The organism is Pseudomonas trutticola BRTCR10 (assembly GCF_056155105.1).
Map to the genome: position 1 here is coordinate 4,119,945 of NZ_CM149552.1, position 16,373 is coordinate 4,136,317.

Here is a 16,373-nt window from a genome sequence, read left to right on the forward strand (position 1 = left end):
ACGTTGACCGAAAGCGAAAAAATAACCATGACTACAGGCAGCGCTCTGTACATCCCGCCTTATAAGGCAGACGACCAGGATGTGGTCGTTGAATTGAACAACCGTTTTGGCGCCGAAGCGTTCACCGCTCAGTCGACCCGCACCGGTATGCCGGTACTGTGGGTCGCTCGCGCCAGGCTCGTTGAAGTCCTGACTTTCCTGCGCAACATGCCCAAGCCGTACGTCATGCTCTATGACCTGCACGGCGTGGACGAGCGTCTGCGTACCAAGCGTCAAGGGCTGCCGTCGGACGCCGAGTTCACCGTGTTCTATCACCTCATGTCGCTTGAGCGTAACAGTGACGTGATGATCAAGGTCGCCTTGTCCGAGAGCGACCTGAGCTTGCCGACCGTGACCGGTATCTGGCCGAACGCCAACTGGTACGAGCGTGAAGTCTGGGACATGTTCGGCATCGACTTCAAAGGCCACCCGCACCTGTCGCGCATCATGATGCCGCCGACCTGGGAAGGTCACCCGCTGCGCAAGGACTTCCCGGCGCGCGCCACCGAATTCGATCCGTACAGCCTCAACCTCGCCAAGCAACAGCTTGAGGAAGAAGCCGCGCGCTTCCGTCCTGAAGACTGGGGCATGAAGCGCTCCGGGGCCAACGAGGACTACATGTTCCTCAACCTGGGTCCGAACCACCCTTCGGCTCACGGTGCGTTCCGCATCATCCTGCAACTGGACGGCGAAGAGATCGTCGACTGCGTGCCGGACATCGGTTACCACCACCGTGGTGCCGAGAAAATGGCCGAACGTCAGTCCTGGCACAGCTTCATCCCGTACACCGACCGTATCGACTACCTCGGCGGCGTGATGAACAACCTGCCATACGTGCTCTCGGTCGAGAAGCTGGCCGGCATCAAGGTGCCGGAGAAAGTCGACGTCATCCGCATCATGATGGCCGAGTTCTTCCGGATCACCAGCCACCTGCTGTTCCTGGGTACTTACATCCAGGACGTCGGCGCCATGACCCCGGTGTTCTTCACCTTCACCGACCGCCAGAAGGCGTACACGGTGATCGAAGCCATTACCGGTTTCCGTCTGCACCCGGCCTGGTACCGCATCGGTGGCGTCGCCCACGACCTGCCGCGCGGCTGGGACAAACTGGTGAAAGACTTCGTTGAATGGCTGCCAAAACGCCTCGACGAATACACCAAGGCTGCCCTGCAGAACAGCATCCTCAAGGGCCGTACCATCGGCGTCGCCCAGTACAACACCAAGGAAGCCCTGGAATGGGGTGTCACCGGTGCTGGCCTGCGTTCGACCGGTTGCGACTTCGACCTGCGTAAAGCGCGTCCGTACTCTGGCTACGAGAACTTCGAGTTCGAAGTGCCGCTGGCCGCCCACGGCGATGCCTACGACCGCTGCATGGTCCGCGTCGAAGAGATGCGTCAGAGCATCAAGATCATCGACCAGTGCATGCGCAACATGCCGGAAGGCCCGTACAAGGCGGATCACCCGCTGACCACGCCGCCGCCGAAAGAGCGCACGCTGCAGCACATCGAAACCTTGATCACGCACTTCCTGCAAGTTTCGTGGGGCCCGGTCATGCCGGCCAACGAATCCTTCCAGATGATCGAAGCGACCAAGGGCATCAACAGTTATTACCTGACGAGCGACGGCGGCACCATGAGCTACCGTACCCGGATCCGTACTCCGAGCTTCCCGCATCTGCAACAGATCCCTTCGGTGATCAAAGGCAGCATGGTCGCGGACTTGATTGCGTACCTGGGTAGTATCGACTTCGTTATGGCCGACGTGGACCGCTAAGCATGAACAGCACGCTTATCCAGACAGACCGTTTCACCCTGAGTGAAACCGAGCGCTCGGCCATCGAGCACGAGCTGCATCACTACGAAGACCCGCGCGCGGCGTCGATCGAAGCCCTGAAGATCGTTCAGAAAGAACGCGGCTGGGTGCCGGATGGCGCCTTGTACGCGATCGGCGAGATCCTCGGCATCCCGGCCAGCGACGTTGAAGGTGTGGCGACGTTCTATAGCCAGATCTTCCGTCAACCGGTTGGCCGTCACATCATTCGCGTCTGCGACAGCATGGTCTGCTACATCGGCGGCCACGAGTCGGTGGTCAGCGAAATCCAGAACAATCTGGGCATCGGCCTGGGTCAGACCACCACCGACGGTCGTTTCACCCTGCTGCCTGTCTGCTGCCTCGGCAACTGCGACAAGGCTCCGGCGCTGATGATCGACGACGACACCTTTGGTGATGTGCAGCCTGCTGGCGTCGCCAAACTGCTCGAGGGCTACGTATGACCCTGACATCTTTCGGTCCTGCCAACCGCATTCAGCGTTCGGCCGAGACTCACCCGCTGACCTGGCGTCTGCGTGACGACGGCGACGCCGTGTGGCTCGACGAATACCAGGCCAAGAACGGTTACGCCGCAGCACGCAAAGCCTTCGCCGACATGGATCAGGACGCCATCGTCCAGACCGTGAAAGACGCAGGTTTGAAAGGTCGCGGTGGTGCAGGCTTCCCCACGGGTGTGAAGTGGGGCCTGATGCCCAAAGACGAATCCATCAACATCCGCTACCTGCTGTGCAACGCGGACGAGATGGAGCCGAACACCTGGAAAGACCGCATGCTGATGGAGCAACTGCCCCATCTGCTGATCGAAGGCATGCTGATCAGTGCCCGCGCACTGAAAACCTACCGTGGCTACATCTTCCTGCGTGGCGAATACACCACCGCCGCCAAGCACCTCAACCGTGCCGTGGAAGAAGCCAAGGCAGCGGGCCTGCTGGGCAAAAACATCCTGGGCAGCGGTTTTGATTTCGAACTGTTCGTCCACACCGGCGCCGGGCGTTACATCTGCGGTGAAGAAACCGCACTGATCAACTCCCTCGAAGGCCGCCGCGCCAACCCGCGCTCCAAGCCGCCCTTCCCTGCCGCCGTCGGCGTGTGGGGCAAGCCGACTTGCGTGAACAACGTGGAAACCCTGTGCAACGTTCCGGCGATCATTGCCGACGGCGTTGACTGGTACAAATCGTTGGCCCGCGAAGGCAGCGAAGACATGGGCACCAAGCTCATGGGCTTCTCCGGCAAAGTGAAAAACCCGGGCCTGTGGGAACTGCCATTCGGCGTCACCGGTCGCGAGCTGTTCGAAGACTACGCCGGCGGCATGCGCGACGGCTTCAAGCTCAAGGCCTGGCAGCCAGGTGGCGCCGGTACCGGTTTCCTCTTGCCAGAACACCTCGACGCACAAATGTACGCCGGCGGCATCGCCAAAGTGGGCACCCGTATGGGTACCGGCCTGGCCATGGCGGTGGATGACAGTGTCAACATGGTTTCCCTGCTGCGCAACATGGAGCAGTTCTTTGCTCGCGAGTCCTGCGGCTTCTGCACCCCGTGCCGTGATGGTTTGCCATGGAGCGTCAAGCTCTTGATGGCCATCGAAGAAGGCCGCGGTCAGCCAGGCGACATCGAGACCCTGCTGGGTCTGGTCAACTTCCTCGGCCCGGGCAAGACCTTCTGTGCTCACGCACCGGGTGCCGTGGAGCCGTTGGGCAGTGCCATCAAATACTTCCGTCCAGAGTTCGAAGCCGGTATCGCGCCTGCAAGCGCCGCCGTCCCGCCTCTGGCAAGGCCGATCGTAATCGGCGCGTAAACGCTTAAAAGGCGAAGGGTCCGTGCCCTTCGCCTTTCGTCCGATGACGCCTTTCGGGGCTGACTGGATTCGGACGGATAACAAGATTCCATTAGCCACGCCCGCTGACACCGGGCCAACGAAGACCTTTGAACCATGGCCACTATCCACGTAGACGGCAAAGCGCTCGAAGTCGACGGGGCAGACAACCTGTTACAGGCATGTCTGTCGCTGGGCCTCGACATCCCTTATTTTTGCTGGCACCCCGCGCTTGGTAGCGTCGGGGCTTGCCGCCAGTGCGCGGTCAAGCAGTACACCGACGAGAACGACACCCGTGGTCGCATCGTCATGTCCTGCATGACCCCGGCCACCGATAACACCTGGATCTCCATCGACGATGAAGAATCCAAGGCGTTCCGCGCCAGTGTTGTCGAATGGCTGATGACCAACCACCCGCACGACTGCCCTGTGTGCGAAGAAGGCGGTCACTGCCACCTGCAAGACATGACCGTGATGACCGGCCACAACGAGCGCCGTTATCGCTTCACCAAACGCACCCACCAGAACCAGCAACTGGGCCCGTTCATTTCCCACGAAATGAACCGCTGCATCGCTTGCTATCGCTGCGTGCGTTTCTACAAGGATTACGCCGGCGGCACCGACCTCGGTGTGTTCGGCGCCCACGACAACGTGTACTTCGGTCGCGTTGAAGACGGCACCCTCGAAAGCGAGTTCTCCGGCAACCTCACCGAGGTCTGCCCGACCGGTGTGTTCACCGACAAGACTCACTCCGAGCGCTACAACCGTAAGTGGGACATGCAGTTCTCGCCGAGCATCTGCCATGGCTGCTCCAGCGGTTGCAACATCTCCCCGGGCGAGCGTTACGGCGAACTGCGTCGCATCGAGAACCGTTTCAACGGTTCGGTGAACCAGTATTTCCTGTGCGACCGTGGCCGTTTCGGTTATGGCTACGTCAACCGCACCGACCGTCCACGTCAGCCGCTGCTGGCCGACGGCACCAAGCTGGGCCTCGACGCCGCACTGGATAAAGCCGCTGATCTGCTCCGCGGTCGCAATATCGTCGGTATCGGTTCGCCGCGTGCCAGCCTCGAAAGCAACTACGCGTTGCGCGAACTGGTCGGCGCCGAGCACTTCTACTCCGGTATCGAAGCCTCCGAGCTGGAGCGCATCCGTCTGGTCCTGCAAGTGCTCAAAGACAGCCCGCTGCCAGTGCCGAACATGCGCGACATCGAAGACCACGACGCCATTTTCGTCCTCGGTGAAGACCTGACCCAGACCGCCGCCCGTATGGCCCTGGCCCTGCGTCAATCGGTCAAAGGCAAAGCTGAAGACATGGCTGAAGCCATGCGCGTTCAGCCTTGGCTCGACGCTGCAGTGAAGAACATCGGTCAGCACGCGCTGAACCCGCTGTTCATCGCCAGCCTGGCGGAAACCAAGCTCGACGACGTTGCCGAAGAATGCGTACACGCCGCTCCAGACGATCTGGCGCGCATCGGTTTCGCCGTGGCTCACGCTCTGGATGCCAGCGCGCCGGCCGTTGAAGGTCTGGACGCCGAAGCACTGGAACTGGCCAAGCGCATTGCTGATGCCCTGCTCGCGGCCAAACGTCCGCTGATCATCGCCGGTACTTCGCTGGGCTCCAAAGCGCTGATCGAAGCCGCTGCGAACATCGCCAAAGCCCTGAAGCTGCGCGAGAAGAACGGTTCGATCAGCCTGATCGTGCCGGAAGCCAACAGCCTCGGCTTGGCCATGCTCGGTGGCGAATCGGTGGATGCTGCGCTGCAAGCAGTCATCGACGGCAAGGCCGACGCTATCGTCGTGCTGGAAAACGATCTGTACACCCGCACCTCGAAAGCCAAGGTCGATGCGGCATTGAACGCTGCGAAAGTAGTGATCGTTGCCGACCATCAGAAGACCGCCACCAGCGACCGCGCACATCTGGTTCTGCCAGCCGCCAGCTTCGCTGAAGGCGACGGTACGCTGGTCAGCCAGGAAGGTCGCGCCCAGCGCTTCTTCCAGGTTTTCGATCCGCAATACCTGGACGCAAGCATTCTTGTTCACGAAGGCTGGCGTTGGCTGCACGCCCTGCGCGCCACTCTGCTGAACCAGCCGATCGACTGGACGCAACTCGACCACGTCACCGCTGCCGTGGCTTCGAGCACCGAGCAACTGGCGCGTATCGTCGACGCTGCACCGTCCGCCGCGTTCCGCATCAAGGGTCTGAAACTGGCGCGTGAGCCGCTGCGTTATTCCGGTCGCACCGCGATGCGCGCCGACATCAGCGTTCACGAACCACGCACCCCGCAAGACAAAGACACCGCGTTCGCCTTCTCCATGGAAGGTTACTCGGGTTCGGCTGAGCCACGTCAGCAAGTGCCATTCGCCTGGTCGCCGGGCTGGAACTCGCCACAAGCGTGGAACAAGTTCCAGGACGAAGTCGGTGGTCACCTGCGCGCTGGCGACCCGGGCACCCGCCTGATCGAAAGCACTGGCGATTCGCTGAACTGGTTCGCTGCCGCTCCGCGTGCGTTCAACCCGGCGCCGGGCACCTGGCAAGCCGTGCCGTTCTATCACCTGTTCGGCAGCGACGAGAACTCGTCGAAAGCCGCGCCGGTGCAAGAGCGCATTCCGGCTCCGTATGTTGCTCTGGCCAAATCCGAAGCGGATCGTCTGGGCGTCAACGACGGTGCCCTGCTGAGCCTGAACGTCGCCGGCCAGACCCTGCGTCTGCCGCTGCGCATCAATGAAGAACTGGGCGCAGGTCTGGTGGCATTGCCTGCGGGCATCGCCGGCATTCCACCGGCATTCGCCGGCGTATCCGTCGACGGTCTGCAGGAGGCAGCACAATGACCTGGTTCACCCCTGAAGTGATCGATGTGATCCTGACGGTCATCAAAGCCATCGTGATTCTGCTGGCCGTTGTGGTCGCAGGCGCGTTGCTCAGCTTTGTCGAACGTCGCCTGCTGGGCTGGTGGCAGGACCGTTACGGTCCGAACCGCGTTGGCCCGTTTGGTATGTTCCAGATCGCCGCCGACATGCTGAAGATGTTCTTCAAGGAAGACTGGACCCCGCCGTTCGCCGATAAAGTGATCTTCACTTTGGCACCGGTGGTGGCCATGTCCGCCCTGCTGATCGCGTTTGCGATCATCCCGATCACCCCGACCTGGGGTGTGGCGGATCTGAACATCGGCCTGCTGTTCTTCTTCGCCATGGCCGGTCTGTCGGTCTACGCGGTGTTGTTCGCCGGCTGGTCGAGTAACAACAAGTTCGCCCTGCTCGGCAGCTTGCGTGCCTCGGCGCAGACCGTGTCCTACGAAGTGTTCATGGGCCTGGCCCTGATGGGCATCGTGGTGCAGGTCGGCTCGTTCAACATGCGCGACATCGTCGAGTACCAGGCGCAGAACCTGTGGTTCATCATTCCGCAGTTCTTCGGCTTCTGTACCTTCTTCATCGCTGGCGTCGCCGTGACTCACCGTCACCCGTTCGACCAGCCGGAAGCGGAACAGGAACTGGCCGACGGTTACCACATTGAATACGCCGGTATGAAATGGGGCATGTTCTTCGTCGGTGAATACATCGGCATCATCCTGATCTCGGCGCTGTTGGTCACCCTGTTCTTCGGTGGCTGGCACGGTCCGTTCGGCATCCTGCCGCAACTGTCCTTCGTCTGGTTCGCACTGAAGACCGCGTTCTTCATCATGCTGTTCATCCTGCTGCGCGCTTCCATCCCGCGTCCGCGTTATGACCAGGTGATGGATTTCAGCTGGAAATTCTGCCTGCCACTGACCCTGATCAATTTGCTGATAACCGCTGCGGTTGTGTTGTGGAACACACCTGCGGTTGCGGTTCAGTGAGGATTTGACCCATGTTCAAATATATTGGCGACATCGTTAAGGGTACTGGTACCCAGTTGCGCAGCCTGGTCATGGTCTTCGGCCATGGCTTCCGCAAGCGCGACACCCTGCAATACCCGGAAGAAGCGGTCTACCTGCCACCACGCTACCGTGGCCGTATCGTCCTGACCCGCGACCCCGATGGCGAAGAGCGTTGCGTAGCCTGCAACCTGTGCGCCGTGGCCTGCCCGGTGGGTTGCATCTCGCTGCAGAAAGCTGAAACCGAAGACGGTCGCTGGTACCCGGACTTCTTCCGTATCAACTTCTCGCGCTGCATTTTCTGCGGTCTCTGCGAGGAAGCCTGTCCGACCACCGCAATCCAGTTGACTCCGGATTTCGAGATGGCCGAGTTCAAACGTCAGGACCTGGTGTACGAGAAAGAAGATCTGCTGATCTCCGGCCCCGGCAAAAACCCTGATTACAACTTCTATCGTGTTGCAGGTATGGCAATCGCTGGCAAGCCGAAAGGCGCCGCGCAGAACGAAGCCGAACCGATCAACGTGAAGAGCTTGCTGCCTTAAGGAAGAACGATGGAATTCGCTTTCTATTTCGCATCGGGTATCGCTGTTGTGTCCACGCTTCGCGTGGTCACCAACACCAACCCTGTGCACGCCCTGCTCTACCTGATCATCTCGTTGATCGCCGTGGCCATGACCTTCTTCGCACTCGGCGCACCGTTCGCCGGCGTGCTGGAAGTGATCGCCTACGCCGGCGCCATCATGGTGCTGTTCGTGTTCGTGGTGATGATGCTGAACCTGGGGCCCGCCTCGGTTCAGCAAGAACGCAGCTGGCTCAAGCCTGGCATCTGGGCCGGGCCGGTGATTCTCGCCGCGCTGCTGCTGGCCGAATTGCTGTATGTGCTGTTCGCTCACCAGAGCGGTCAGGCCATCGGCCACACCACCGTAGACGCGAAAGCCGTGGGCATCAGCCTGTTCGGCCCGTACCTGCTGGTGGTCGAACTCGCCTCGATGCTGCTGCTTGCCGCAGCCGTCACGGCGTTCCATTTGGGCCGTAACGAGGCGAAGGAGTAAGACATGCCTGCTATCCCTCTCGAACATGGATTGGCCGTTGCCGGCATCCTGTTCTGCCTTGGTCTGGTCGGCCTGATGGTCCGCCGCAACATTTTGTTCGTGTTGATGAGTCTGGAAGTGATGATGAACGCCTCTGCACTGGCCTTCATCGTCGCGGGCGCCCGCTGGGCGCAGCCGGATGGACAGATCATGTTCATCCTGGTGATCAGCCTTGCAGCTGCCGAGGCCAGTATTGGTCTGGCGATCCTGCTGCAACTGTATCGCCGCTTCCACACGCTCGATATCGACGCTGCCAGTGAGATGCGCGGATGAACCTGATCTTTCTGACTTTCGTATTCCCTCTGATCGGTTTCCTGCTGCTGTCGTTCTCCCGTGGACGCTGGTCGGAAAACCTCTCGGCGCTGATCGGCGTGGGTTCCATTGGCTTGTCGGCGATTGTCGCCGCTTACGTCATCTGGCAATTCAACGTCGCGCCACCCGAAGGCGGTCACTACACCCTGGTGCTCTGGCAGTGGATGGCGGTCGAAGGCTTCAAGCCTGACTTCGCCCTCTACGTCGACGGCCTGTCGATCACCATGCTCGGCGTGGTGGTGGGCGTCGGTTTCCTGATCCACCTGTTCGCCTCCTGGTACATGCGCGGTGAAGCGGGTTACTCGCGCTTCTTCTCGTACACCAACCTGTTTATCGCCAGCATGCTGTTCCTCGTCCTGGGCGATAACCTGTTGTTCCTGTACTTCGGCTGGGAAGGCGTGGGCCTGTGCTCGTACCTGTTGATCGGTTTCTACTACAGCAACCGCAACAACGGTAACGCCGCACTCAAGGCCTTCATCGTGACCCGGATCGGCGACGTGTTCATGGCCATCGGCCTGTTCATCCTGTTCCAGCAAGTGGGCACGCTGAACATCCAGGAACTGCTGGTGCTGGCACCACAGAAATTCCAGGTCGGTGACTTCTGGATCACCCTGGCGACTCTGATGCTGCTGGGTGGCGCAGTCGGTAAATCGGCACAACTGCCGCTACAAACCTGGCTCGCGGACGCGATGGCCGGCCCTACCCCGGTTTCGGCACTGATCCACGCCGCCACCATGGTGACCGCCGGTGTCTACCTCATCGCCCGTACCCACGGTCTGTTCACCCTGGCGCCGGACATCCTGCACCTGGTCGGCATCGTCGGCGGCGTGACTCTGGTTCTGGCCGGTTTCGCCGCACTGGTACAAACCGACATCAAACGTATCCTCGCCTACTCGACCATGAGCCAGATCGGCTACATGTTCCTGGCGCTGGGCGTTGGTGCATGGGATGGCGCGATTTTCCACCTGATGACCCACGCCTTCTTCAAGGCCCTGCTGTTCCTTGCTTCCGGTGCGGTGATCGTTGCCTGCCACCACGAGCAGAACATCTTCAAGATGGGCGGTCTGTGGAAAAAACTGCCACTGGCCTACGCCAGCTTCATCGTCGGCGGCGCGGCCCTGGCTGCCCTGCCACTGGTTACCGCAGGCTTCTACTCCAAGGACGAAATCCTTTGGGAAGCGTTTGCCAGCGGCAACCACGGTCTGCTCTACGCAGGTCTGGTCGGCGCGTTCATGACTTCGCTGTACACCTTCCGCCTGATCTTCATCACGTTCCACGGTGAAGCCAAGACCGAAGCCCACGCCGGTCACGGCATCGCTCACTGGCTGCCACTGTCGGTGCTGATCGTGCTGTCGACCTTCATCGGCGCGATGATCGTTCCACCGCTGCACGGCGTCCTGCCGGAAAGCGTTGGGCATGCCGGTGGCGAAGCCAAGCACAGTCTGGAAATCGCTTCGGGCGCCATCGCCCTGGCCGGTATCCTGCTGGCGGCCCTGCTGTTCCTTGGCAAGCGTCGCTTCGTGACGGCAATCGCCAACAGCGGCATCGGCCGTTTCCTTTCGGCCTGGTGGTTCGCTGCCTGGGGCTTCGACTGGATCTACGACAAACTGTTCGTCAAGCCGTACCTTGCGATCAGCCATGTACTGCGCAAAGACCCGCTCGACCAGACCATCGGTCTGATCCCGCGTATGGCCAAGGGGGGTCACACCGCCCTGAGCCGTACCGAGACCGGTCAACTGCGTTGGTATGCCGCCTCGATGGCTGCTGGTGCCGTGCTGGTAATCGGCGCCATCGTGCTGGTAGCGGTCTGATATGAACCTTGCGAATTTGCGAAAGGAAACGAGCCCGTCATGATTCTGCCTTGGCTAATCCTGATCCCCTTCATCGGCGGCCTGCTGTGCTGGATGGGTGAGCGCTTCGGCGCTACCCTCCCCCGCTGGATTGCGCTGTTGACCATGACCCTGGAACTCGCCCTCGGCCTCTGGCTGTGGGCCCACGGTGACTATTCATTTGCTCCGGCGCCTGGCGCCGATCCGACCTGGGCGCTTGAGTTCAAGCACGTCTGGATCCAGCGCTTCGGCATCAACGTGCACCTGGCCCTCGACGGCCTGTCGCTGTTGATGATCCTGCTGACCGGCCTGCTGGGTATCCTCTCGGTACTGTGCTCGTGGAAAGAGATCCAACGTCACGTTGGCTTCTTCCACCTGAACCTGATGTGGATCCTGGGCGGCGTTGTCGGCGTGTTCCTCGCCCTCGACCTGTTCATGTTCTTCTTCTTCTGGGAAATGATGCTGGTGCCGATGTACTTCCTCATCGCGCTCTGGGGTCACAGTTCTTCGGACGGCAAGAAAACCCGGATCTACGCAGCGACCAAGTTCTTCATCTTCACTCAGGCTTCCGGCCTGATCATGCTGGTGGCGATCCTCGGTCTGGTGCTGGTCAACTTCAACAACACCGGCGTGATTACCTTCAACTACGCCGACCTGTTGAAAACCAAGATGTCGATGACCACCGAGTACATTCTGATGCTCGGCTTCTTCATCGCCTTCGCGGTCAAGCTGCCCGTCGTACCGTTCCACTCCTGGTTGCCTGACGCTCACGCCCAGGCGCCGACTGCTGGTTCCGTCGACCTCGCCGGTATCCTGCTGAAAACCGCTGCTTACGGCCTGCTGCGTTTCGCCCTGCCGCTGTTCCCGAATGCCTCGGCCGAGTTCGCGCCGATCGCCATGACCCTCGGTCTGATCGGGATCTTCTACGGTGCGTTCCTCGCGTTCGCGCAAACCGACATCAAGCGTCTGATCGCCTTCTCGTCCGTTTCCCACATGGGCTTCGTACTGATCGGCATCTACTCCGGCAGCCAACTGGCACTGCAAGGTGCAGTCATCCAGATGCTCGCGCACGGTCTGTCGGCGGCGGCACTGTTTATCCTCAGCGGTCAGTTGTACGAGCGCTTGCACACTCGTGACATGCGTGAGATGGGCGGTCTGTGGTCGCGTATCGCTTACCTGCCGGCGATCAGCCTGTTCTTTGCAGCCGCGTCCTTGGGTCTGCCGGGTACCGGTAACTTTGTCGGCGAGTTCCTGATCCTGATCGGTACTTTCGCCAGCGCTCCATGGATCACTGCGATTGCCACCTCCGGTCTGGTGTTCGGTTCGGTCTACTCGCTGATCATGATCCACCGTGCTTACTTCGGTCCGGCCAAATCGGATTCGATCCTGCACGGCATGGACGGTCGCGAACTGATCATGGTGCTGGGCCTTGCGGTGCTGCTGATTTACCTCGGCGTTTACCCGCAACCGTTCCTCGATACTTCTGCCGCCACGATGCATGGCGTGCAGCAGTGGCTCGGCACCGCCTTCACTCAACTCGCTTCGGCCCGGTAAGAGCGCTATGGAATTCACGATTCAACACTTTATTGCGCTTGCGCCACTGTTGATCACCAGCCTCACCATTATCGTGGTGATGCTGGCAATCGCCTGGCGCCGCAACCACTCGCAGACCTTCCTGATCTCGGTCGCCGGTCTGAACCTGGCTTTGCTGTCGATCCTGCCAGCCCTGAAAGTCGCGCCTCTGGCCGTGACCCCATTGCTGCAGATCGACACCTTCGCCTGCCTGTACATGGCGCTGATCCTGGTCGCCACCCTCGCTTGCGTCACCCTCGCCCACGCCTACCTCGGCGATGGCGGTTCGGGTTACCCGGGCAACCGTGAAGAACTCTACCTGCTGATCCTGATGGCCGCCGCCGGTGGTCTGGTTCTGGTCAGCGCGCAGCACCTGGCCGGTTTGTTCATCGGTCTGGAACTGCTGTCGGTGCCGGTTTACGGTCTGGTGGCTTACGCCTTCTTCAACAAGCGTTCGCTGGAAGCCGGCATCAAGTACATGGTGTTGTCGGCTGCCGGTTCGGCGTTCCTGTTGTTCGGTATGGCGCTGCTGTACGCCGATTCGGGTTCGCTGAGCTTCGTCGGTATCGGTCAGGCACTGGCTGCAACTGGCCTGCCTAGCTCGCTGGCGCAACTGGGCCTGGGCATGATGCTGATCGGTCTGGCGTTCAAGCTGTCGCTGGTACCGTTCCACCTGTGGACGCCGGACGTCTACGAAGGTGCTCCGGCGCCGGTCGCCGCGTTCCTCGCGACCGCTTCGAAGGTTGCCGTGTTTGCGGTGATGGTGCGTCTGTTCCAGATCTCCCCTGCTGCCAGCAGCGGTGTACTGAGCGACGTGCTGACTGTCATCGCCATCGCCTCGATCCTGTTCGGTAACCTGCTGGCCCTGACCCAGAGCAACCTCAAGCGTCTGCTCGGTTACTCGTCCATCGCGCACTTCGGCTACCTGCTGATCGCACTGGTGGCGAGCAAGGGTCTGGCGGTGGAAGCCATCGGCGTCTACCTGGTCACCTACGTGATCACCAGCCTTGGCGCGTTCGGCGTGATCACTCTGATGTCCTCGCCGTACAACGGCCGTGACGCAGATGCCCTGTACGAGTATCGCGGCCTGTTCTGGCGCCGTCCGTACCTGACCGCCGTACTGACCGTGATGATGCTGTCCCTGGCCGGTATCCCGCTAACCGCAGGCTTCATCGGCAAGTTCTATATCATCGCTACCGGTGTCGAGTCGCACCAATGGTGGCTGGTCGGTTCGCTGGTTCTGGGCAGCGCCATCGGCGTCTTCTACTACCTGCGCGTGATGGTCACCCTGTACCTGATCGAACCAAACCTGCGCCGCCACGATGCGCAACTGCACTGGGAACAGAAGGCAGGCGGCGTGATGCTGCTGGCGATCGCCCTGGTCGCGTTCTTCCTGGGTGTGTACCCGCAGCCATTGCTGACTCTGGTTCAGCAGGCGGGTCTGGCGGGCTGATTGCTTGGCTGGCTAGAAATGAAAACGGCACCTTCGGGTGCCGTTTTTGTTTACGCAATTCTTCTAGCAACAAATAACCTATGGCGAGGGAGCTTGCTCCCAGCGGGACGCGAAGCGGCCCCCGCTGTTCATCTGAGAAGCGGGGCCTGCTACGCAGTCCAGCGGGAGCAAGCTCCCTCGCCACAATTGCATCAAAGTTTCTTCACCATCGGTACACACGCCAGTTGCAGCCCTGAAGGTGATTGGTAAATCGCACTCCCCTCCCCGATGTAACCGCAACGCCGGTAAAAGTCGGCAGCGTTCAACGTTGCGTCCAGACACACCTCTGTCAGCCCCAGCTCTCGCGCTAGGCTCTCAAGAAAATACAGGACACGCTGACCCAACCCCCGCTGCATGAAATCAGGAAGAATAAAGATCGCACCGATTTCACGATGCTGTAGATCAAGCATCCCGGTCGCTACCGCTTCACCGTCCACGCACCCCAAATAGAAATGCTTTGCCATGAGTGTGTCGTAACCGTCCTCGGCCGAACCTCTCGTCCAATCGAGCATTTGCTGCTCGCTGTAGGCACCGATGCACTGATGCCGAATCGCTAGTCGCCGGATATCGAAGGCAATCTGGGCATCGTCCGGGGTCGCTCTTCTGATTTCGAACATTTCTCTCTCCATGAGCCATGTGCGGATGGGCAATGAAAAAGCCCCGTCCATTTCTGGTGGGGCTTTGGGTACACGTCAAATGACAAACACGTATGACCTTATGGCCCGCCGGAAGCGGTCATAGAGGAGCACATCATGTTCATTCGGTGTTGGGCAGTCATGGTCGGATAGTGCTGTGGATTGTTCCGACACGTCAATCGCGAAGTTTCCCCTAAACTCATGTGGGAGCGTGGCTTGCCCGCGATGACGCCGGCACATTCAGCATCATCATTGCCTGACCCAACGCTTTCGCGGGCAAGCCCGCTCCCACAGGTTTCAGTGGTGTTCATAAATCCAGGTACACCCGCATGGCTTGGCGTTACAGCCACATGACGAAATTGTAATTCCCTCATCACCTTGGCGTTATCCGCAGCTTGCAACGATGTCCCCCGGCGACCATGCCGACGAGCCCCATGCCCGTCGAACAATAAAACCCACGCCGAAGCACGTTCCCGTTCTGCCGAACCCAAGGAGTGTTTGATGGTTAACAATACAAAAATATCGATGGCCGCTTTAGCGGTGGTGGTCGGCTCCGGGCCGTCCATGGTGTTTGCAGAAGACAAGCCTGAGGGTTTTGTCGAAGGCAGCAGCCTGACGGTGCTCAACCGCAACTTTTACTTCAATCGTGATCACCGCAACGGCCAGTCCAGCCCTACCGGCAACGGTTATTCCGAAGCCTGGTCGCACGCGGTGATCAGCAAGTTCGAATCCGGCTTTACCCAAGGCACCGTCGGGGTGGGTGTTGATGCGTTTGCGATGATCGGTTTGAAACTCGACACCGGTGACGGGCGCAACGGTGGGCGCAGTTCGTTTGATGTGTTGCCGGTCAACAGTGACGGCGAGGCGCGGGACGAATACACCAAGGTCGGTGGCGCGGCGAAAGTGCGGGCATTCGATACGGTGGTCAGGGTCGGTGATGTATTCCCGGCAAACCCGGTCGTGGCGGCGGGTGACTCTCGTTTGCTGCCAGAAAGCTTTCGCGGCGTGACAGCGACCAACACCAGCATCGAAGGTCTGTCGGTGCAGGGCGGTCGACTGCACGCGATGAGCCAACCGGTGTCCAGCGACACGCGCGAGAACTTCGCGACCTTCTATGCAGGCCCGGTCAATTCGCCGTGGATCGCTTACGGCGGCGGCGATTATGCGATTAACAAAAACCTCAGTTTCAGCCTCTACTCCAGTCGCCTCAAGGATGCCTGGAATCAGTACTACGCCGGCACCTCGTGGACGTATCCACTGTCTGACGACCTGTCGCTGTTCGGTGGCCTGAACTATTACAAGGCTGTCGATGAGGGCAAACAACTGCTCGGCGAGTTCGACAACAACATCTGGAGCGGCCGTGCCGGCGTGAAGTTCGGCGCCCACTCCGTCGCCCTCTCCCACCAGCGCAACAATGGTAATGACGACTTCGATTACCTGCGCCAGTCCGACTCGATCTTCCTCGACAACTCCATCCAGTACAGCGACTTCAACTCACCGAAAGAACGTTCGTGGATGGTGCGTTATGACCTCGACATGACTACCTACGGCGTGCCCGGCCTGTCGTTCATGACCCGTTACGCGCGCGGCACCGATGCCGATTATTCCAACGCCAACGCGGTGTACATGCGCCGTGATGCCGAAGGTAACCCGCTGACCGATCAGAAGCGTTGGGAGCGCGACATCGAAGTCAAATACGTGGTGCAGAGTGGTTCGATGAAAGACCTGTCATTACGCTTGCGCCAGGCCACAACCCGCGCCACGGCGTTTGAGTCCGATCTGGATGAAGTTCGGGTGATTGTCGAATACCCATTGGCGATTCTCTGAGTTCACGAGCACAACACATTCACCTTTAGAAGCTCCTTGCTCCTTTGGTAAGAGGTGAATCTTTTGGCGTCCTTCGGGG

Annotated in this window: 13 protein-coding genes; 12 read left to right on the plus strand and 1 reads right to left on the minus strand. The window is 60.2% G+C overall.

Going from position 1 to position 16,373, the window contains the following annotated elements; translation table 11 throughout:
* Nucleotides 1-27: 27 nt before the first annotated feature.
* From nuoC to nuoN, 11 genes are all read left to right on the plus strand, one after another.
* The gene (gene nuoC, locus ACVVH8_RS18690; protein ID WP_475225516.1) at nucleotides 28-1,812 is read left to right on the plus strand and encodes an NADH-quinone oxidoreductase subunit C/D; all 1,785 of its coding nucleotides are present in this window, start codon (nucleotides 28-30) and stop codon (nucleotides 1,810-1,812) included.
* 2 nt (nucleotides 1,813-1,814) lie between these two features.
* Nucleotides 1,815-2,312 carry an NADH-quinone oxidoreductase subunit NuoE gene (gene nuoE, locus ACVVH8_RS18695; RefSeq protein ID WP_007920186.1) on the plus strand — a complete coding sequence of 166 codons (498 nt, stop codon included), beginning with the start codon at nucleotides 1,815-1,817 and terminating at the stop codon, nucleotides 2,310-2,312.
* Complete coding sequence (gene nuoF, locus ACVVH8_RS18700) at nucleotides 2,309-3,664, plus strand: NADH-quinone oxidoreductase subunit NuoF (protein WP_475225519.1); 1,356 nt, start codon at nucleotides 2,309-2,311, stop codon at nucleotides 3,662-3,664. The genes nuoE and nuoF overlap by 4 nt, the downstream gene beginning before the upstream one ends.
* A gap of 135 nt (nucleotides 3,665-3,799) precedes the next feature.
* Entirely contained in the window at nucleotides 3,800-6,514 is a 2,715-nt protein-coding gene (gene nuoG, locus ACVVH8_RS18705) for an NADH-quinone oxidoreductase subunit NuoG (protein ID WP_103306795.1), read from the plus strand.
* Nucleotides 6,511-7,518, plus strand: a complete 1,008-nt coding sequence (nuoH, locus tag ACVVH8_RS18710; RefSeq protein ID WP_007964859.1) for an NADH-quinone oxidoreductase subunit NuoH — start codon at nucleotides 6,511-6,513, stop codon at nucleotides 7,516-7,518. Before nuoG ends, nuoH begins: the two co-directional genes overlap by 4 nt.
* An 11-nt stretch (nucleotides 7,519-7,529) precedes the next feature.
* Nucleotides 7,530-8,078 (plus strand): NADH-quinone oxidoreductase subunit NuoI, encoded by a 549-nt coding sequence (gene nuoI, locus ACVVH8_RS18715; RefSeq protein WP_016987418.1) that lies wholly within the window; start codon nucleotides 7,530-7,532, stop codon nucleotides 8,076-8,078.
* A 9-nt stretch (nucleotides 8,079-8,087) separates the two neighbouring features.
* On the plus strand, nucleotides 8,088-8,588 hold the full coding sequence (nuoJ, locus tag ACVVH8_RS18720) for an NADH-quinone oxidoreductase subunit J (RefSeq protein WP_025108991.1): 501 nt from the start codon (nucleotides 8,088-8,090) through the stop codon (nucleotides 8,586-8,588).
* A gap of 3 nt (nucleotides 8,589-8,591) precedes the next feature.
* Nucleotides 8,592-8,900: an NADH-quinone oxidoreductase subunit NuoK gene (gene nuoK, locus ACVVH8_RS18725; RefSeq protein WP_003180046.1), complete on the plus strand. Its 309-nt coding sequence runs from the start codon at nucleotides 8,592-8,594 to the stop codon at nucleotides 8,898-8,900.
* Nucleotides 8,897-10,750 carry an NADH-quinone oxidoreductase subunit L gene (gene nuoL, locus ACVVH8_RS18730; RefSeq protein WP_475225522.1) on the plus strand — a complete coding sequence of 618 codons (1,854 nt, stop codon included), beginning with the start codon at nucleotides 8,897-8,899 and terminating at the stop codon, nucleotides 10,748-10,750. The genes nuoK and nuoL overlap by 4 nt, the downstream gene beginning before the upstream one ends.
* 39 nt (nucleotides 10,751-10,789) lie before the next feature.
* The gene (gene nuoM, locus ACVVH8_RS18735; RefSeq protein WP_212809471.1) at nucleotides 10,790-12,322 is read left to right on the plus strand and encodes an NADH-quinone oxidoreductase subunit M; all 1,533 of its coding nucleotides are present in this window, start codon (nucleotides 10,790-10,792) and stop codon (nucleotides 12,320-12,322) included.
* Nucleotides 12,323-12,329: 7 nt separating this feature from the next.
* The gene (gene nuoN, locus ACVVH8_RS18740) at nucleotides 12,330-13,793 is read left to right on the plus strand and encodes an NADH-quinone oxidoreductase subunit NuoN (protein ID WP_007920173.1); all 1,464 of its coding nucleotides are present in this window, start codon (nucleotides 12,330-12,332) and stop codon (nucleotides 13,791-13,793) included.
* Nucleotides 13,794-13,984: 191 nt separating this feature from the next.
* Here nuoN and ACVVH8_RS18745 read toward each other — a convergent pair whose 3' ends face one another.
* Nucleotides 13,985-14,449: a GNAT family N-acetyltransferase gene (locus ACVVH8_RS18745; protein WP_475225525.1), complete on the minus strand. Its 465-nt coding sequence runs from the start codon at nucleotides 14,447-14,449 to the stop codon at nucleotides 13,985-13,987.
* A gap of 519 nt (nucleotides 14,450-14,968) precedes the next feature.
* Here ACVVH8_RS18745 and ACVVH8_RS18750 point away from each other — a divergent pair.
* Nucleotides 14,969-16,294 carry an OprD family porin gene (locus tag ACVVH8_RS18750; protein WP_475225528.1) on the plus strand — a complete coding sequence of 442 codons (1,326 nt, stop codon included), beginning with the start codon at nucleotides 14,969-14,971 and terminating at the stop codon, nucleotides 16,292-16,294.
* Nucleotides 16,295-16,373 lie beyond the last annotated feature (79 nt).